Source organism: Fructobacillus sp. ESL1117 (genome assembly GCF_058508565.1).
The window spans coordinates 1,399,887-1,418,342 of record NZ_CP196385.1; the positions used below are offsets into that span (position 1 = coordinate 1,399,887).

Annotated in this window: 16 protein-coding genes; all 16 read left to right on the forward strand. The window is 43.3% G+C overall.

Going from position 1 to position 18,456, the window contains the following annotated elements; genetic code table 11:
• Positions 1-13 precede the first annotated feature (13 nt).
• The 16 genes from ACSYSH_RS06640 (at position 14) to ACSYSH_RS06715 (ending at position 18,437) form a co-directional block, all read left to right on the forward strand.
• Positions 14-274 (forward strand): type B 50S ribosomal protein L31, encoded by a 261-nt coding sequence (locus ACSYSH_RS06640; protein ID WP_047974287.1) that lies wholly within the window; start codon positions 14-16, stop codon positions 272-274.
• A gap of 103 nt (positions 275-377) precedes the next feature.
• Positions 378-1,766 (forward strand): 23S rRNA (uracil(1939)-C(5))-methyltransferase RlmD, encoded by a 1,389-nt coding sequence (rlmD, locus tag ACSYSH_RS06645; protein WP_491702640.1) that lies wholly within the window; start codon positions 378-380, stop codon positions 1,764-1,766.
• A gap of 130 nt (positions 1,767-1,896) precedes the next feature.
• A complete protein-coding gene (locus ACSYSH_RS06650) occupies positions 1,897-3,261 on the forward strand; it encodes a UDP-N-acetylmuramoyl-tripeptide--D-alanyl-D-alanine ligase (RefSeq protein WP_491702132.1) in 1,365 nt (454 codons plus the stop codon).
• A complete protein-coding gene (locus ACSYSH_RS06655; RefSeq protein WP_489816309.1) occupies positions 3,254-4,432 on the forward strand; it encodes a serine hydrolase domain-containing protein in 1,179 nt (392 codons plus the stop codon). Before ACSYSH_RS06650 ends, ACSYSH_RS06655 begins: the two co-directional genes overlap by 8 nt.
• Before the next feature lie 128 nt (positions 4,433-4,560).
• Complete coding sequence (cshA, locus tag ACSYSH_RS06660) at positions 4,561-6,111, forward strand: degradosome RNA helicase CshA (protein ID WP_274705193.1); 1,551 nt, start codon at positions 4,561-4,563, stop codon at positions 6,109-6,111.
• 298 nt (positions 6,112-6,409) lie between these two features.
• Positions 6,410-7,618 carry a bifunctional folylpolyglutamate synthase/dihydrofolate synthase gene (locus ACSYSH_RS06665; protein ID WP_491702131.1) on the forward strand — a complete coding sequence of 403 codons (1,209 nt, stop codon included), beginning with the start codon at positions 6,410-6,412 and terminating at the stop codon, positions 7,616-7,618.
• Positions 7,600-9,000: an MFS transporter gene (locus ACSYSH_RS06670; RefSeq protein ID WP_491702130.1), complete on the forward strand. Its 1,401-nt coding sequence runs from the start codon at positions 7,600-7,602 to the stop codon at positions 8,998-9,000. The genes ACSYSH_RS06665 and ACSYSH_RS06670 overlap by 19 nt, the downstream gene beginning before the upstream one ends.
• Before the next feature lie 68 nt (positions 9,001-9,068).
• Positions 9,069-9,701: a JAB domain-containing protein gene (locus tag ACSYSH_RS06675; protein ID WP_491702129.1), complete on the forward strand. Its 633-nt coding sequence runs from the start codon at positions 9,069-9,071 to the stop codon at positions 9,699-9,701.
• Between the two features lie 81 nt (positions 9,702-9,782).
• Entirely contained in the window at positions 9,783-10,748 is a 966-nt protein-coding gene (locus ACSYSH_RS06680) for a gluconeogenesis factor YvcK family protein (RefSeq protein ID WP_252774268.1), read from the forward strand.
• A 1-nt stretch (position 10,749) separates the two neighbouring features.
• Entirely contained in the window at positions 10,750-11,694 is a 945-nt protein-coding gene (gene whiA / locus ACSYSH_RS06685; RefSeq protein WP_489816313.1) for a DNA-binding protein WhiA, read from the forward strand.
• A gap of 83 nt (positions 11,695-11,777) precedes the next feature.
• Positions 11,778-12,386, forward strand: a complete 609-nt coding sequence (locus ACSYSH_RS06690) for an ATP-dependent Clp protease proteolytic subunit (protein ID WP_252774266.1) — start codon at positions 11,778-11,780, stop codon at positions 12,384-12,386.
• A 70-nt stretch (positions 12,387-12,456) separates the two neighbouring features.
• The gene (locus tag ACSYSH_RS06695) at positions 12,457-13,452 is read left to right on the forward strand and encodes a D-2-hydroxyacid dehydrogenase (RefSeq protein ID WP_252774265.1); all 996 of its coding nucleotides are present in this window, start codon (positions 12,457-12,459) and stop codon (positions 13,450-13,452) included.
• A gap of 229 nt (positions 13,453-13,681) precedes the next feature.
• On the forward strand, positions 13,682-14,677 hold the full coding sequence (locus ACSYSH_RS06700) for a D-2-hydroxyacid dehydrogenase (protein ID WP_489816314.1): 996 nt from the start codon (positions 13,682-13,684) through the stop codon (positions 14,675-14,677).
• Between the two features lie 272 nt (positions 14,678-14,949).
• Positions 14,950-16,104, forward strand: coding sequence for a PTS sugar transporter subunit IIC (locus tag ACSYSH_RS06705; RefSeq protein WP_252774263.1), 1,155 nt, complete (start codon positions 14,950-14,952; stop codon positions 16,102-16,104).
• Between the two features lie 240 nt (positions 16,105-16,344).
• Positions 16,345-17,664, forward strand: coding sequence for an APC family permease (locus tag ACSYSH_RS06710; RefSeq protein ID WP_489816315.1), 1,320 nt, complete (start codon positions 16,345-16,347; stop codon positions 17,662-17,664).
• A gap of 140 nt (positions 17,665-17,804) precedes the next feature.
• A complete protein-coding gene (locus ACSYSH_RS06715; RefSeq protein ID WP_489816316.1) occupies positions 17,805-18,437 on the forward strand; it encodes an aggregation-promoting factor C-terminal-like domain-containing protein in 633 nt (210 codons plus the stop codon).
• The last annotated feature ends 19 nt before the right edge of the window (positions 18,438-18,456 follow it).

Here is an 18,456-nt window from a genome sequence, read left to right on the forward strand (position 1 = left end):
TAAGGAGATACTCATGAAAAAAGAAATCCATCCAGATTACCGTCCAGTTGTCTTTATTGATGCCGCAACTGGTAAGAAGTTCTTGTCAGCATCTGTTGTTGCAACTGACACAACTACTGATTTTGAAGGTCAAGAATATCCATCAGTACGTATGGAAATCACTTCAGATTCACACCCATTCTACACTGGTAAGCAGAAGTTTACTCAAGCTGATGGTGCGGTTGACAAGTTTAACAAGAAGTTTGCTAACTTCGGCTTCAAGAACAACGACTAAGTTGTTGGATAAAAACGCTCACCTCGGTGGGCGTTTTTTCTTGGCTTGTGGAAAAAGCATTTGTTGGCGGTGAGTTAGCACCAAGCAGAGTGTTGGAGGCATGATGGCAAAGACAATCGTACCTGTTAAATTACATGAAAAGTTGACGGTCACTATCAAAGAAATTCGCCAAAATGGGATGGGGATGGCCTTTTTAGCTGGCTTTTCCGAGTATCCGATTTATTTAGCTGATGCCATGCTTGGTGAGGAAGTTCAAATTGAAATTATCCAGGTGGATAAGTATTCCGCCTATGGAAAAATTTTGGCATGGGCTAAAGCGAGTACTGGACGCAAAAATCAGGACCGACAATATTTGGTTGAGGCCGGGACGGCGCCCTTGGTCAACTGGGCCTATGCCAATCAAAAGGCATTTAAACAACAGATCGTGCAAAAAAATTTTCACGATGCTGGTCTGCAAGTGACTGTTGCTGATCCGATTACGATGGACACAACGCCAACTTACTACCGCAACAAAACGGTTGTTCCCCTTAAGTGGCAGGATGGGCAGCTTTTATCCGGCTTTTATCAACGGGGTAGCCACCATTTGGTACCGATGGAAGACTACTATGTCAATGATGCCAGGGTAGACCAAGTGATTGTCATCGTCCGTGAGATTCTTGCTAAACGAGGTATCTCTGCCTATGATCCGGACCAAGAAAAGGGGGCCATTCGTTATGTGATGGTTCGCCGAGGCTATTATAGCCAACAGTTAATGGTGGTTTTGGTGACCAATGAGGATGCCTTGTCTGATGAGGCGGGACTCGTCGATGATATTGTGGCTGCCTTGCCCGATTTGACATCCCTAATCTTAAACTTTGCACCCAAAAAAGATTATGTCCAATTAAGCGCCAACAACCGTGTTCTCTTTGGTCAGGCGGTCATTGAAGATACATTGCTTGGGAAAAAGTTCTTAATTGGCCCAAATTCCTTTTATCAAGTTAACCCGGTAATGACAGAAAAGCTGTATCAAAAGGCAGCTGACTTGGCTGATTTGAAGCCGACGGATGTCGTCATTGATGCCTATGCGGGGATTGGAACAATTGGAATTTCAGTCGCCGACCGTGTCAAGGAAGTGATTGGTGTTGAGGTTGTACCAGGAGCAGTACTGGATGCTAAGAAGAATTTGGCATTAAATCAGATTGACAATGCCAGTTACATTGAGCGCGATGCCCCGGATCAGTTTGAAGATTGGCAAAAGCAAGGGTTTCAACCAGACGTTGTCTTTGTTGACCCACCACGACGGGGGTTGACGCCAAAGTTAATTGAAAAAACTGCTGAAATGGGTCCTGAGCGCGTGGTTTACGTTTCTTGTAACCCTGTGACTGCTGCCCGCGATGTCGCCTTGTTTCAAGACTTGGGTTACGAGATTAAGGGGCCGGTTGTTCCGGTGGACCAATTTCCTCAAACTGCCCATATTGAGACGATTACCGTTTTACAAAAGAACGAAAACTAAGTGCTATTTAAAACAGATGATGGTTGTTTATAAGGCATTAAGATTATGTACCATTGATATCAGAAGATGGTTGTTTATAAATAAAACTAAGCGCCACCCAAATTTTTACTAAACAAGGAAATTAATTGCTATGAACCTTTCATTACAGACAATCGCACAAGCAACTAAGGGTAGTCTACAGGGACCGGCCAATCAAATGGTGACGGGTGTTGCCTTCGACTCCCGCCAGGTCAAAGCCGGGGACCTGTTTGTTGCCCTAGTTGGTGATCAAGATGGCCATGATTATATTGGCCAGGCATTAAAAAAAGGTGCCACCGGTGTTCTAGCACAGACACAACATGTTATTGATGGGACTGTACCAGCGGTAGTGGTTGACGATACCTTGGTGGGCCTGCAGGCATTAGCAAAGTTTTACCTGCAAACGGTTCAGCCAAAGGTCGTTGCCATTACTGGTTCGAATGGAAAAACGACCACCAAGGACATGGTTGCTGCGATTTTAGCTACGAAGTATCAAACCTTTAAGACGCCGGCTAATTTTAATAATGAAATTGGTCTGCCGGTGACCATTTTGACGATGCCAGAGACAACTGAGGTTTTGGTCTTGGAGATGGGCATGGACCGCCCGGGTCAGTTGACGGCTTTGTCAACATTGGCTCAACCTGATTTGGCCGTCATTACCATGATTGGTGAGGCTCATCTTCAATTCTTTAAGACACGAGCTAACATTGCCAAAGCCAAGTTGGAAATTATTGCTGGCCTAAAGCCGAATGGGGAATTGTTGATTCCAACAGATGAGCCACTCTTGCAGGACGCCAAAGGGTTGCCAGCCAAGACGGTTAGTTTTGGGCCGGAACCAAATGACTGTGTCGAGACGTTACAGGAGACAAAATTTAGTGATCAGGGTCAAGAATTTGCAATTCCGCTCCTGGGCCGTTATAATGTTAGGAATGCCTTGGCGGCAATTCGTGTTGGCCAAGCTTTCGGTTTGGACCTCCAAACGATTGCTTTAGCCTTGAAAAATTTTGCGTTAACGAAAAACCGCACCCAGTTACTGACAGCAGCTAATGGGGCAATGGTCATTTCGGATGTTTATAACGCCAATCCAACGGCCACCAAAGAAGTTTTGACAGCGTTGGCAAAGGATCATACTGAAAATTTAGTCTTAGTTCTTGGCGATATGCTTGAACTTGGTGAAGCGGCACCGGCTCTCCACGCTGACTTAAAGGAAGCCGTCTTGCAGGCACAACCAAAAGCCGTTTACCTGGTTGGCCCTTTGATGGTGGAAAACCTAGGAACAGCGTTGCAGGAAACGTTGTTATCTGAGCAGGTTCACTTATATCAAACGGACCAGTTGGCAGCACTCATGACTGATTTGACAAAAAACCTTAGTGCCAATGATTGTGTCTTCTTGAAGGCCAGTCATGGCATCCACTTGGAAAAGGTGGTGGACCATTTGGTTGCTGATCAAGGCAAGCAGGGGGGAAGCCATGCTTAAACGGGTTGATCTTTTTCCAGAAAAAGTAAAAACACTCTGGTATCGGGATCATTGGCTAGCTTTGTCAACGATTACCTTGATTATTCTTTTTATTGGGGGAGCAATTGGTTTAGCAAAGTTAACTAAGGCTAGTCCACAAGCGATTTTGTCTAAACAAAAAATATTTTCGGCCGATAATGTTAAAAATTTAAAAAAAGACATTGGTCCGCAAAATCAGACTGCTCAAGCAATCGACCAGAAATTAAAGAGTGCAGATTTTACTGGAACAGCCTTAGTCATTAAGGATGGCAAAATTATTTTAAACCAGGGTTATGGATTTGCTAATTATAGTCAGCAGATGCCCAACAGTGCCCAAACGGTTTATCATATTGCTTCTTCCGCTAAATTTTTGACAGCTGTTTTAGTCGGTCAGGCAGTTTCTGAAAAGAAGCTTTCCTATGATGATCACTTGAGTCAGTTTTACCCCAACATTGCCAATGCTGATCAGATTTCGATTCGCGACTTATTGACGATGACCTCTTCTTTGCAGCAAAAGTTGCAACCCACGACTTTTACTTCTGACCAAGATAATGCTCAGTTCTCGGCCGATAATACGCAGGAAACCGGAGTGGCGATTGGTTCTGGTGCTGGTTGGTCGTATCAGCCGGTTAATTACCGATTGTTGGCTGGTATTTTAATGAAAATTTCGGGTCAGTCCTTTGACAAAATGGTTAAAGACTACTATAACAAGCAGTACGAGCTCGGAATTGATGATTATACACGGTTTGCAGAGGATCATCAGGCTGCCTTAGGTTATCAAAAGGATCTCACCAGTCCAACCGGTGTTACTAAGGTTGAAAATGAGCGAGAGACTGGAACTGGGAACCTGGCAATGTCAGCTGGGATGCTTTACCGGGCTTATTGGCTCTTCTTCCATGGTGCTTTCTTCCAAAACCCAATGGCTCTTTTAGTCCAGCACTTGCCGGCTCACTATGTCTCAGGTCTTTACCGCTATGGTAATATTTATACCTCTCATGGGATTTTTAATGGTTTTGAGCCGTCCGTTGTTTTGGGCAAGAATAGCCAGGACGCTGTGCTTTTATTGGCAAATCAGTATTACCATGGTCACAGCTTTGAGGGTCTCTCACATGACCTATATGAGAAGTTAACAGGAACGAAGGTTCCTTCCTAAACACTAGTCAGCCCAGCTAGACTATAAACTGCTTGGCGTATTTTTGACGTGCTGGTGGCACGTTATGATGGAAACGGCTCAGAAATGAGTCAGGGCGCGCTGACCCAGTGCGCAAAAAGGAGATAATTTTGAAGTTTAATGAACTCGGCTTGTCACAAGCCATTTTGCAGTCAATCGAAGCCCACGGCTACGTTGAAGCAACCCCCATCCAAGAAAAAACAATTCCTTTGACCTTAGCTGGTAAGGATGTTATCGGTCAAGCCCAAACAGGAACTGGTAAGACAGCCGCTTTTGGTTTGCCAATCTTGGAAAACATCGACTTGAATGATCAAAACATCCAAGCCGTGATCATCTCACCGACACGAGAACTAGCAATACAAACTGCCGAAGAATTGAAGAAGCTTGGTTCTGATAAATCGGTCAATGTTCAAGTCGTCTTTGGTGGTGCCGATATCCGCCCACAAATTAAGGGCTTGAAGTCCCATCCACAAATTTTAGTTGGAACTCCAGGTCGTTTGTTGGACCATATTAACCGTAAGACTGCCAAGCTTTTCGGTGTGAAGACATTGGTTTTGGATGAAGCCGATGAAATGTTGAACATGGGCTTTTTGGATGACATTGAGGCCATCATCGCTCAAGTTCCTGACCACCGTCAGACATTGTTGTTCTCGGCAACAATGCCTGAAGCTATCAAGCGAATCGGGATGAAGTTTATGACTAATCCTGAATATATCCAAATCAAGGCTAAGCAATTGACAACTGATTTGGTTGATCAATACTTCATTCGTGTTCGTCACGAAGAAAAGTTTGATGCCCTGACTCGGACAATCGATATTCAAGAACCATTCTTGGGGATTGTCTTTGGTCGGACAAAGCGTCGAGTAGAAGAATTGGCCCGTGGATTGGAAGCCCGGGGATACCGTGCCGCTGGTTTACACGGTGATTTGACACAACAAATGCGTTCACGTGTCTTGGACCAATTTAAGGCCCATGAAATTAACCTCTTGGTTGCAACCGATGTTGCTGCTCGTGGGTTGGATGTTAAGGACGTGAGTCACGTTTATAACTTTGATATTCCACAAGATCCAGAATCATATGTTCACCGTATTGGCCGTACTGGTCGTGCCGGTGCCGAAGGTGTTTCAGTAACATTGGTTGCACCAAATGAAATGGATTACTTGCGTGCTGTTGAAGAATTAACGAAGAAGCGTATGACGCCATTGCAACCAGCAACATTGAAGGAAGCCCGGATTGGTCGAATTAACGGGGCCATTGATACCGCAGCCGCAACAATTAAAGGCTTGAACCCCGCTGAATTGCAAGAACAAGTTAACCAAATGACGTCACAATTCACAGCTGAACAATTGGCTGCTGGTTTGTTGGCTGCTGTGGCTGGTTTGGATAAGCAAAACGCGCCAGTTGTTTTGTCACGTGAACGTCCTTTGCCTCGTCGCAAGGGTGGTTCATCATCACGTCGTGGTGGCTACCGTGGTGGGAACCGCCGTTCAAATGGTAATGGTGGTGGCTATCGCGGGAATGGCGGTGGTCGTCGTAATGGTAATGGTGGCGGTTACCGTGGTGGGAACCGTTCACATTCTGAAAACCGCGATAACCGTGGTGGACATCAAGGTGGTGGCAATCGCCGCCGTCGTGACTTTACTGTTCGCGAAAAAGACTAAAATAGATACAATACAAATCGGTCGGTTTTATGGCTTACAAAGTGTAAAACCGTCTGTCATCGTGATGAACCCCGAAATTTTGACAAACAAATTTCGGGGTTTTCTATGACCAAATAATCAAAAGAAGGAAAAATTACTAGTGATCATCTTTGGTGCAATCAGGATAGTGGTGCCAAACTGATTCTTCAAGGCTATCCAATGAGATATCCTAATTTTGGGGTTCAAATCATAATCAAGCAGTTTTTTTGCCTTTATCTCGTTATAATGGATATTAGAACTATAGTTGGGAGAACCGTTAGTGCAGAGAATTGAAGAGGCCTTGGCCTATATTCATGGCCGGCCAAAAGCTGGTAAAAAAGATAGCTTCACCCGCTTAGAGGCCCTGATGACGGCTTTGGATCATCCCGAAGATCATCTGCCGGAAACCATTCATATTACTGGCACGAATGGCAAGGGTTCAGTTGCAACCATGGTGACTGCTGTTGCTCAGGCAGCTGGTCTGCGTGTTGGAACTTTTACGTCGCCATTTATGACTGACTTTCGGGAACGGTTTCAAATCAATGGCGAACTAATCACACCGGCTGATTTGATTTTTTATACTGGTCAAGTTCAGAAAGCAACTGACCAAGTAGAGCAGGCATCTGCGGGTCAGCTGACACCAACTGAATTTGAAGTTGTGACGGCTATTATGTTCCTCTACTTTGCCGATCAAGACCTGGATTTGGCTGTAGTTGAAGTTGGGATTGGGGGCCGTTTTGATTCGACCAATATTTTAAAGACAACCAAGGTTGCCGTCATAACGACTGTGGCTTTGGATCACCAGGCAATGCTTGGTGACACCATCGCAGCCATCGCTGGTCAAAAAGCCGGAATTATCAAGCCGGGAGCAAAAACGGTGATTGGCCCAGGGGTCACAGCTGAAGCGAAAGAAGTGATTGAAGCTCAAGCCCAAGAGATGGGCAGTCCAGTATTGGTGGCGCAGGTTGGGCCTTTCCAGTCAGCTTTGCCGGGGAGCTTTCAAGCCGACAATACAGCGACCGCAGTGTTAGCACTGAAAACTTGGCGACCTGATTTGCAAGATGAAGTGATTCAAGCAGGCTTGAATCGGACTTTTTTGGCCGGACGCTTTGAACAAATTCAGCCAAAGATTTATTTAGATGGGGCCCATAACCAGGCTGGTATTCAGGCCTTGCATCAGTCAATTAAGGAAAATCTGGTAGGTCCTGTGACAGTTATTATTGGATCTTTGGCCGATAAAAATGTTGATTTAGCTTTCTTGGAACTTGAACAAGACCCGCAGATTACGTTGGCTTTGGTGACATTTGATGGCGTTGCCGGCCGACCTGGCCTACAAAAAGACCAGATGAACTTAGCAAATCAGGACCTGATTTGGTATGATTCATTGGACCAGGCCTTCAGTGAAAATCTGCAGCAAACTGTTGTGATTACAGGTTCTTTGTATTTTATTAGTGATGTTAGGAGAAAATTATGCCAGAAAAAGTCTTAAGCCCACGACTAATCTTGAGTATTTTGGCGATTGCCTTACTTGGGTTTACGGATATTATGTTGGAAACAGCTTTGAACGTTTCCTTCCCAGCCCTGATGAAACAATTACATGTTGATTCAGCAACGGTCCAGTGGTTGACCTCCGGGGTGATTTTATTGACATCCATGATTGTCATTATGTCGCCTTGGCTCAAGGCCCGCTTTAGTAACCGATCTCAGTTTATGGTGGCCGGGGTTGTGTCATTGATTGGAATTTTCATTGATGCAACCTCTAACCAGTTTGGCCTCATTCTTTTTGGCCGCCTGTTGCAGGGAGTTGGTGCCGGTGTTGGTCTACCACTAATGAACAATGTGGTCTTTGAGCAGGTTCCTGATAACCGGCGGGGGACGATGATTGGTTTAGCCTCTTTAATTGTTTCCTTTTCGCCGGCTTTGGGCCCAGCCTTTGGTGGCTTCTTAACGGCCTATTACGGTTGGCACATGATTTTCTGGGTGGTTTTGCCAATCCAACTCTTTGCCCTAATCGTTGGTTGGTTTACCATTCAGCAAATTGATCCGCTGAAGAAAGCCCGCTTTGATTTGATTGGTTGGCTATTGTTATCTTGCTTCTTTGTTGGCGGTTTAATCACGGTTGACCGCTTGTCTGGTCATGGTCTTTTCAATATTTTGAGCTTGACGGCATTAGCAGTGATGTTAATTGGTATCTTCGGATATTATTTCTATGCTCAAAAAGAAGCAGAACCACTACTTTCACCAAAGATGTTTGCACTGCCAATGTTTCGCCAGGCGGTCTTAGCGGCCGTCTTAATTCAGGTTGTCAACTTAACCTTTAACTACGCAATTCCAATGGGGCTACAGTTAGTTTTGAAGCAAAGTTCAAGCGTTGCGGGACTGTCTCTTTTCCCTGGTGCTATTGGTTTTGCCATTATGTCGATTATCTCTGGAAACTTGTATGATCGCTTTGGTCCTAAACTGCCGAATGCGATTGGTCTAGGATTCATTGTCCTTGGTATGGTCTGGATTGTCTTGGTACCATTTACCGTTTGGTCGATGACGATTGCCTTTGTGATTACCCAGTTAGGTGGTGGTTTCTGGTTTGGAAACAATATGACCAATGCCATTTCACATCTCGACCGAGCATTTCATAGTGCTGGTAACTCGATTTTTTCAGCAGTTAACAATTACTCAGCCGCTGTTGGAATCGCCTTGGCTGCTTCGATTATTTCAATTTTCCAAAGGGGTGCAACGAATATGTCTGCAGCAACATTGAATGGTATTCAGTGGACTTATCGTTTTGATGTCATCCTAATTGCTTTGGCTGTTTATCTGTCGATGAAGGTCATGAAAGGTGCCGGTGATGGCCCAATGGTCATTAAGGATTAGAGCCGTTTTGCTTTTTTGATAATTTTAACCTGGTTTTTTCGTCTGATTGCTTGAAGGAGAATTGCAATATGATGAAAAATCAGGTTTTTAATTTTTACGAGGCTATTGGTGAGAACGGCCACAAGAATAGTGAGATTTTTCAGCTGTATTTTCCTGAAAAATATCTTTTTTGGGAACTCGATTATGAGACAAAGACTGATTTTATCGCTGAAAATCCTGGACCGAACCGGGCGTTGTTAATCGCGATGCACTTAGGTGTGGCTTTTTTGTCGGAACGAAGACCAATCTTACTTTCTGCCCGACATTCCAACATGGTTGGCGCTTTTGCAAAGGAAAAGTTAGGCCCCTTAAAGCAAGAACAACTTTTTTTGGCTCTTTTGAATACACAATTAGACGTAATTGGTTGGGAAGTCGTCTTTGTCGGTACCCTGACTGAGGTGGCTGCTTCACCGCGCGAAATTTTTCAACGAGCCCTATTAGCCAATGCCTATGCCATTATCATTGCTCATAACCATCCGTCGGGGAACTTACGACCTTCAGTTCAAGACAAGCAATTTACTAAGCGACTATATCAGCTAGGGCAGGACTTAAGCTTGCCACTCCTTGATGCTTTTATTGTGACTAATGACGGCTATTGGTCGATGCAAGAAAACGGTCAATTGTTGGGAGGCGAAATTGATGAAACTACCGATTTTGTTTAGAAATTTCTGATTTTCCCTTTCATTACGAACCCATAAAAATGGTAAAATACTCTTAGTATAAGCACCAGAGAGGATCGAAAGATGACTGCAAAAATTGTGATGATTGGTGGGGGTTCGGGTTTGCCCGTGATTATTCGCCCATTAATCCAGCATGATGTTGATTTGACGGCAATTGTAACGGTTGCTGATGATGGTGGGTCTTCTGGCTTATTGCGTGATTATGTCAACATTATTCCACCTGGGGATATCCGCAATATCTTAGTCGCCATGTCATCCGGTGATCAGGAATTACTAGACCTTTTTCAGTATCGCTTTAAAACAAATGATGCTTTTTTGGCAAAACATGCAGTTGGCAACCTCTTGATTGCCGCTTTAACAGAAATGACTGGCGATATTTCGGTCGCTATTGCCCGTTTGGCTCATTACTTGAAAATTAAGGGTCATGTCTACCCTGTTGCGAAGCAGCCATTAATTTTACATGCTCAGACAAAAAATGGTCAGTTTTTGGAGGGCGAGGCTGCCATAACTGCTGCTCACCAGGCTTTAAATCATGTCTGGGTAGAGCCAAGCCAAGCAGAAAAAGAAATAGTAGCTTGTCCTGAGGCAATTGAAGCTATTCTAGCAGCTGATTTAATTGTCTTTGGGCCAGGATCACTCTTTACGTCAATTTTGCCTAACATTGTTGTTCCCGGGATTAAAGAGGCGTTGCAAGCGACCAGTGCTAAGCAGGTCTATATTGCTAATATTATGACCCAAAAAGGGGAAACGGATTCTTACACCGACGCTGAACATTTGGCTGTTCTCAACCGTCATTTAGGGCAAAATCTGGTTGATTTTGTTTTAACCAATAATCAAGAGGTGCCGGCAGATTTTGTTGACTACCAAAAGTGGGGTGAAATTTCAAAGCAAGTTGTCCAAGACCCGGACAAAATTCGACAAGAGGGTGCCCAAAGTATCTCCAAGGATTTTTTGGCTTTGCGTGATGCTGGTGCCTTTCATGATGGGGACAAAGTGGCCGACGTATTGGTTTCACTAACAAAGGAGTAAGATGTCTTACGCAGCAGAAGTGAAAAAAGAATTAACCGGTCGAATGGTTTCAGATGACGCTGCCAAGTCAGAATTAGCTGCCTTGTTGCAGATGAATGGTGTTTCGACTTTGGGGATGAACCAAGAAATCCGAGTTCAAACAGAAAATCCGGCCATTGCGCGCCGGATTTACACCTTGATTAAGCAAATTTACCCAACGGCGGTGGTGGAAGTTCAGGTTAATCAACGGGCTGCCCTATCGGATCGAAAAAAACTTTTGGTTGTTTTGCAAAGTCAGGTGGACCAAATTCTAAAAGAGCTTGGTGTGGATCCATTGGGGATTAACCAGGAGGTACCGGCCTGGCTATTGGACAGTTCAAAAAAGCAACAAGCTTTTTTGCGCGGGGCTTTTTTGGCTTCTGGGTCGGTTAACTCACCCGAGAAGGCGAATTACCATTTGGAAATCTACACTGGCCATGAAGAATTAGCTGAGCAGCTAGTGGCCTTGATGACAAATTTTACTCTTCAAGTCAAGGTAACCCCGCGGCATTCCGGTTACATTGTTTATATGAAGCGGGCTGAAAAAATTGTTGACTTTTTAAAACTAATTGGCGCGGTTCACACGATGCTGCATTTTGCTGATATTCGCATTGCCCGTGACACTCGCAATTCGGTTAATCGAATGAATAATGCCGACGTTGCCAATATGCAACGGACCGCTGTTGCTGCTAATAGTCAAGTTCAAGCTATCTTGATAATCCAAAAGGAGATTGGCGACTTGGATGAGTTGCCTGCCAAATTAGCTGATTTTGCCAGAGCCAGACTAGATCATCCTGATGGTTCATTGGCTGAAATTGGTGCTCTTCTGGAAATCTCAAAATCAGGAGCCAACCATCGCATGCGCAAGTTAGCGAAATTAGCTGATTTAATCCAATCTGGTGGGGATTTTGATTTAGATAATGTTTAATTTGAAATCGTTCGTTTTGATTTTAGTTTCTTGATAAAGTACGTTACAATAATATTTTAAGAACAGCAAAAAGGAGTATTGCTATGTGGCCAGGAGTAATAGAACAAACCGCAAATGGGCGTGAGTCATATGACTTGCCTTCCCGTTTATTGAAGGATCGCATTATTTTGGTTCAAGGTGAGGTTGAGGATAGTATGGCAACGTCAATTGTTGCCCAGCTACTTTTCTTGGAAGCTCAAGATCCTGAAAAGGAAATTGCAATGTACATCAACTCTCCAGGTGGGTCTGTGACCGCTGGTTTGTCGATTACAGATACGATGAACTTCATTAAGGCTCCGGTGACCACGATTGTCATGGGCTTGGCTGCTTCAATGGGAACAATCATTGCTGCATCCGGTGAAAAGGGACACCGTTTTATGTTGCCAAATGCTGAATACCTGATTCATCAACCAATGGGTGGGGCTGCCGGTGGTACCCAGCAAACTGACATGGCCATTATTGCTGACCAACTGACTAAGACTCGGAACAAGTTGAACAAAATCTTGGCTGATGGTTCTGGTAAAAGTCTGGCTGAAATTGCTCATGATACGGAACGCGACTTTTGGATGTCTGCTGAAGAGACTTTAGAATATGGTTTGATTGATGGAATCATGGAAAAGGCCGGTGAAAAGCCAATTACTTTGAAAAAATAAGTAATTTAACCAGATTTTTTGACTAATTTTAGTGTATAATATTGTTAGAAAGTTAATTTGGAGGACGAAAATGAAAGTTTTTGCTTATGGCATTCGTGATGATGAAAAGCCAGCTTTGGAAGATTGGGAAAAGAAAAACCCAGATGTAACGGTTGGTTACACTCAGGAATTATTGACGCCTGAAACTGCTCAATTGGCTAAGGGATCTGATTCAGCTGTTGTTTACCAACAGTTGGATTATACAAAGGAAACTTTGACGGCTTTGGCTGAAGTTGGAGTAAAGAACTTGTCTTTGCGTAACGTCGGCACTGACAACGTTGATTTCGATGCTGCCAAGGAATTGGGCTTCAACGTATCAAACGTGCCAGTTTATTCACCAAATGCTATCGCAGAGCACTCAATGATTCAGTTGTCTCGTTTGCTTCGTCGTACAAAGCCAATGGATGCAAAGGTTGCTAAGCATGATTTGCGCTGGGCACCAACTATTGGTCGTGAAATGCGGATGCAAACTGTTGGTGTTATCGGTACTGGTAACATTGGTCGTAAGGCAATTAATATCCTGAAGGGCTTCGGTGCTAAGGTAATTGCTTACGATAAGTTCCCTAATAAGGAATTACAAGAAGAAGGATTGTACGTTGATTCATTGGATGACTTGTATGCACAAGCCGATGCCATTTCATTGTATGTTCCTGGTGTTCCTGAAAACCATCACTTGATCAACAAGGATAGCATCGCTAAGATGAAGGACGGCGTTGTCTTGGTTAACGTTTCTCGTGGAAACTTGATGGATATCGATGCCGTTATCGACGGTTTGAACTCAGGTAAGGTTTCTGACTTTGCCATGGATGTTTATGAAAACGAAGTTGGCTTGTTCAACGAAGACTGGTCAGGTAAGGAATTCCCTGATCCAAAGATTGCGGACTTGATTGCTCGTGACAATGTCTTGGTTACGCCACACATCGCCTTTTATACTACTAAGGCTGTCGATGAAATGGTTCACCAATCATTTGATGCTGCTGTTGCTTTTGCTAAGGGTGAAACACCAGCGATCGCTGTTAAGTTTTAATCGATTTATAAGAAGCTAGGACTAGTTGTTCCTAGCTTTTTTTCTTTGCTGGTTGCTTTAGTTAATTAAAAAATTAATAGAAGCGATTAGTTATTCAGCTTAAGTTTCTATTGGTAAGCGGTGTTAAGAAAAAAATTACGATTTTATAATTGGACAATTTAATTGACCTTTTAATCAAAAGAGCGTATTATACTTTTAGCGATAAATAGCTCGATTAATGGAGGTCGAAATGAAAGTTTTTGCTTATGGAGTTCGTGATGACGAAGTACCGGCTTTGAAAAGCTGGCAAGAAGAAAATCCCACTGTTGAGGTTGATTACACGAATGAAGTCTTGACCGCTGATACAGTTGCTTTAGCTAAGGGAGCCACTTCTGTTGTCACTTTACAGCTCGACCCTTATGGGGCAGATGTCTTAGAAGGATTGGCTGATTTGGGTATCAAGAACCTGTCCTTACGCAATGTTGGAACGGAAACAATTGATTTTGTAGCGGCCAAGCATTTAGGCTTTAACCTTTCAAACGTTCCCATTTATTCACCAAATGCCATTGCAGAACACGCGATGATTCAATTGTCTCGTTTGCTGCGCCGGACGAAGCCAATGGATGCAAAAGTTGCTAAGCATGATTTGCGTTGGGCACCAACTATTGGTCGTGAAATGCGGATGCAAACTGTTGGTGTTATCGGTACTGGTAACATTGGTCGTAAGGCAATTAATATCTTGAAGGGCTTCGGCTCTAAGGTAATTGCTTACGATAAGTTCCCTAATAAGGAATTACAAGAAGAAGGATTGTACGTTGATACTTTGGATGAACTTTTTGCTCAAGCCGATGCCATTTCATTACACGTACCAGGTGTTCCTGAAAACGTTCACTTAGTTGATGAGGAAAGCCTTGCGAAGATGAAGGATGGCGTTGTGATCGTCAATACATCACGGGGAAACTTAATCGATACAGATGCTGCGATTGCTGCTTTGGACTCTGGTAAGATTTCTGCTTTGGCCTTGGATGTCTACGAGGGGGAGGTAGGTATCTTTGAGCATGATTGGTCGCATGAAAAGCTACCTGATGCAAAGTTGGCTGACTTGATCGCTCGTGACAATGTTTTAATCACGCCACACGTTGCCTTTTATACAACAAAGGCAATACACGAGATGATTTACCAATCAATGAATGCTGCATTAGCCTTTGCTAATGATGAAAAACCAGACAACGCGTTAGAATATTAATGATTTTAGCTAAAACCAGGAATGGTTTTAGCTTTTTTGATATAAAAAAACAATAAATTACGAACTATAATAATATAGTTATGAATTTCACGTTAAGTTTTAGTGATTTATAAGTGAAATAATAATGATTATAAACAAGTGGAAGTCTATTAAATTAGGACAACCAGCACAAAAATATCTGTAATGGACTTCACAATTTAAAAAAGACCTGTTATACTATTTTATGCAATATAAAAACTTCACAATTATGAGACGTGAAGCGGAGGAAAAATATGACAACAGCAGAACAATTTTCCGGTAAAACGCCATTGGGCGTGAAGGATTTTTTCTTTAAGGTTCTTTCCGGATCCGCGCAAGGAATTTTAATTGGTGTGTTACCATCAGCCGTGATGAAGTACATCATTCAATTTTCCGGTTTGGGTAAAACAACTCTTGGGGCTGATTACTCAGCCATTTTGACACTTTTTACATCAATGATTCCATTCCTAATCGGAATGGCTGTGGCGATGAACTTCAAGATGAAGGCGCTTGACACGGGTGTTGTGGCACTGGCGACAGTTGCTGCTTCCAACTCAATCCAATGGGCAATGGTTAAAGCTGGCACGGTACATCCCGTTTCTGGTAAGACATTAGCTGTTCCAACCCGGCTCTTTGTTGCTAACGGCGCCGGTGATGTGATCAATGCGATGTTGGTAGCTGGTTTAGCCGTTTTGGCTATTTGGCTAGTTGACCGATATTTAGCTGGCTTTGGCTCAGTAGCGATTATCTTGTCACCAATTATCGTTGCTGGTGGCGTTGGCTTGTTTGGAAAGGTGATTGCGCCTTATGTCGCTCGCATTACGACTTGGATTGGGGATATGGTGGAAGTCTTCACTAAGTTAGCCCCATTACCAATGGCAATCTTGATTGGAATGGCTTTCGCTGTCATTATCATCACACCAATTTCAACGGTTGGAATTGCCTTGGCCATTAATTTGCATGGGATGGCTTCTGGTGCGGCAGCCATGGGTGTCGTTGCGACAACGATTGTCTTACTTTTGAATTCATGGAAGGTGAATAAGAAGGGAACAACGGTTGCTATCTTCTTGGGAGCGATGAAGGGCATGATGCCGTCAATCTTTAAGAAGCCTGTGATGATTTTGTCCTTCATGTTTGCTGGTGCATTATCAAGTATCGCAGTGGCAATCTTTAATATCCAAGGAACGCCAACAACGGCTGGTTTCGGTTATATTGGTTTGGTTTCACCATTGCAGTCAATGATTAAGGATGCTGCTGTACCAAGTTCAGTCATGAATAACTTTATTTCACCAATTGTTGCTCTATTGGCCTGGGTAGTTATTCCTGTCGTGGTTGGTTTGTTAACTCAATTTATTTTCGTCAAGGTTTTGCACCTCTTCGAACCAGCAGACTTGAAGCAAGAACTTTAAAATTAGCATGAAATTGGACCGCAAGGTCCTTTTTTTCTTGCCTTTTAGATGGTGCTTCGTTAGAATATTATGGTATCTTTTTTCAATTTTGATAAATATAAAGCAATGAAATTTGATAAAAATTCGATAATGTTCGTATTTTTTGTTATATAAAATTGATTATGAGGAAATATAGTTATAATGTCCGAAGATATGCTAGAATAGTAATGTTTGATTTTCGTCTAAATTGGAGGGCCACTAATGGCAGAAGAAGAAAAGTTGAACAGAGGATTTGGCCTCTGGTCATCGTTAGCATTAGTTATCGGAACCATTATTGGTTCTGGAATTTTCTTTAAGCAGGGATCCGTCCTGCAAACAGCAGGAGACACAAATACTGCCCTTTGGGCTTGGTTGGCGGGAGGAATTCTAACCTTGACTGCCGGCATGACGGTAGCCGAAGTCGGTTCACAAATGGCAGAAACTGGTGGCATTTACTCTTATTTGACCCACCTATATGGCAAAACAATCGGCTATTTGGCTGGTTGGATGCAGGTGATTTTCTATGGCCCAGCGATGATGGGGGCAATTTCTGCTTACTTTGGCGTTTTATTTGTTTCTCTCTTTGGTTTAAAAAGTATGTGGTCATTCCCTGTCGGAATGGTGGTTCTCGCTTTGGTTGGTTTGTTAAACTCGATTCCAAATCATTTTTCCGCTGGCTTCCAGGTTTTAACAACTGTGATTAAGATGTTGCCGATTGTCGCCTTGATTATTTTTGGCCTTTTCTTTGGCAAGCATGATGCATTGGGCCAAATGGTAACAACTATGTCGCATTCAAGTGCCGGCGGTTTTGGGGTTGCCGTTTTGGCTACTCTTTTTGCCTATGATGGCTGGGTGACGTTAGCAAATATTTCTGGTGAAATCAGAAACCCGCAAAAGGTTTTGCCAAGGGCAATCATTACTGGCATCTTGATTGTAATTGTTGCTTATATGGGCATTTCTTATGGGGCTTATCGGTCATTAACTGCTAATGAAATTGTTTCTCTTGGTGAAAATACCACATTGAAGATGGCTACGAATGCCTTTGGTTACTGGGGTGGCCGTGTCCTTTCAGTCGCTGTTTTAGTTTCATTGATTGGTACTTTAAACGGGAAAGTGGTCTCGTTTCCACGGATTTTGTATGTAATGGCAAAAAAAGGAGACTTTCCTTTCGCTAAAACTTTTGCTAAAATCAACCACAAGTCCAAGACGCCGAATGCCGCAATTTGGTTAATGGTTGCCATCGCCTACCTGATGATGGCCTTGACAGATCCTGATCAATTATCGGATTACGCGATCTTTGTGACTTTCTTGTTCTATATTTTGGTCTTTATTGGTGCCTTTAAGTTGCGTCGACAAGATCCAAATGGGCTAAAAAGAACTTTCTCAATGCCGTTGTACCCAGTTATCCCCATTGTGGCTATCTTGGGTTCACTTTACGTTGAGATTTCTGAAATTATTAACGATTTGCATGGAATCGGAATTTCGGTTATCATAGTTCTAGCTGGTTTGCCACTTTACTGGTGGCTAAATCGAAAGAAATGACACTTAGATAAACGCAAATTTCTCGACATCGAGTATTTCTTATACAAAACGTACTGTGTTTGTATATTTTCCTAACGAACGTTACGGAAGCGTTGTCTGTTTTAATATTCTCGTAATATTGATTGGGGAAAATAATAACCATGATGTTTAATAAAGTTTTACTTACAAGTATGGCCGTAGCCGGTTTAGCACTGACTGCCGCCAACACACAATTTAATAAAGGAAAATCAACCTCTGACCAAGCGGTCAAGGTGACTGACTCAGTGAACACCAAGAAGGTTTCTACTGCCGTTTCATCTGTTGATAATCTCAAGAGCTTGGAAAATACAGCAGCTAGCCAGACTGTTGCTTCATCTGATGATGACACTGCCAGTGCATCTGATGATACATCCAACAGTCAAAGCCAAGTGACTTCGTTGTCTACAACGACAACTCAGGCAGCGCAAGCTACGCCTGTGGCCACTTCAACTGCTGCCCAAACTTCATCAACAAGCACGGCAGCTGCAACAACAACAGCAAGCACGTCGACCTCGGCCTCTGGGGACATTAACTGGTTGATTTCTCGTGAATCAGGCGGAAACGTGAATGCACAAAACGGACAATTCTATGGTATTGGACAATTGTCTCCTGCGGCTTATGCAACTTATGTGCCTGGCCAAAATTACCAAGGTAATTATGCCGTCCAATTACAGGCTATGCAGGCTTATATTGCTGCCCGTTATGGTTCTGTTGCCAATGCTATTAGCCATTTCCAAAGCAATGGTTGGTACTAAACTTTAAAAATCAGAAGAC

Excerpts from the sequence above, each read along its gene's own strand:
- ACSYSH_RS06680 (WP_252774268.1), top strand. The coding sequence starts at position 9,783 with ATGACTGCAAAAATTGTGATGATTGGTGGGGGTTCGGGTTTGCCCGTG.
- ACSYSH_RS06715 (WP_489816316.1), top strand. The coding sequence starts at position 17,805 with ATGATGTTTAATAAAGTTTTACTTACAAGTATGGCCGTAGCCGGTTTA.
- rlmD (WP_491702640.1), top strand. The coding sequence starts at position 378 with ATGGCAAAGACAATCGTACCTGTTAAATTACATGAAAAGTTGACGGTC.
- ACSYSH_RS06670 (WP_491702130.1), top strand. The coding sequence starts at position 7,600 with ATGCCAGAAAAAGTCTTAAGCCCACGACTAATCTTGAGTATTTTGGCG.
- ACSYSH_RS06695 (WP_252774265.1), top strand. The coding sequence starts at position 12,457 with ATGAAAGTTTTTGCTTATGGCATTCGTGATGATGAAAAGCCAGCTTTG.
- ACSYSH_RS06700 (WP_489816314.1), top strand. The coding sequence starts at position 13,682 with ATGAAAGTTTTTGCTTATGGAGTTCGTGATGACGAAGTACCGGCTTTG.
- ACSYSH_RS06650 (WP_491702132.1), top strand. The coding sequence starts at position 1,897 with ATGAACCTTTCATTACAGACAATCGCACAAGCAACTAAGGGTAGTCTA.
- ACSYSH_RS06710 (WP_489816315.1), top strand. The coding sequence starts at position 16,345 with ATGGCAGAAGAAGAAAAGTTGAACAGAGGATTTGGCCTCTGGTCATCG.
- ACSYSH_RS06640 (WP_047974287.1), top strand. The coding sequence starts at position 14 with ATGAAAAAAGAAATCCATCCAGATTACCGTCCAGTTGTCTTTATTGAT.
- ACSYSH_RS06675 (WP_491702129.1), top strand. The coding sequence starts at position 9,069 with ATGATGAAAAATCAGGTTTTTAATTTTTACGAGGCTATTGGTGAGAAC.
- whiA (WP_489816313.1), top strand. The coding sequence starts at position 10,750 with ATGTCTTACGCAGCAGAAGTGAAAAAAGAATTAACCGGTCGAATGGTT.
- ACSYSH_RS06705 (WP_252774263.1), top strand. The coding sequence starts at position 14,950 with ATGACAACAGCAGAACAATTTTCCGGTAAAACGCCATTGGGCGTGAAG.
- ACSYSH_RS06655 (WP_489816309.1), top strand. The coding sequence starts at position 3,254 with ATGCTTAAACGGGTTGATCTTTTTCCAGAAAAAGTAAAAACACTCTGG.
- ACSYSH_RS06690 (WP_252774266.1), top strand. The coding sequence starts at position 11,778 with ATGTGGCCAGGAGTAATAGAACAAACCGCAAATGGGCGTGAGTCATAT.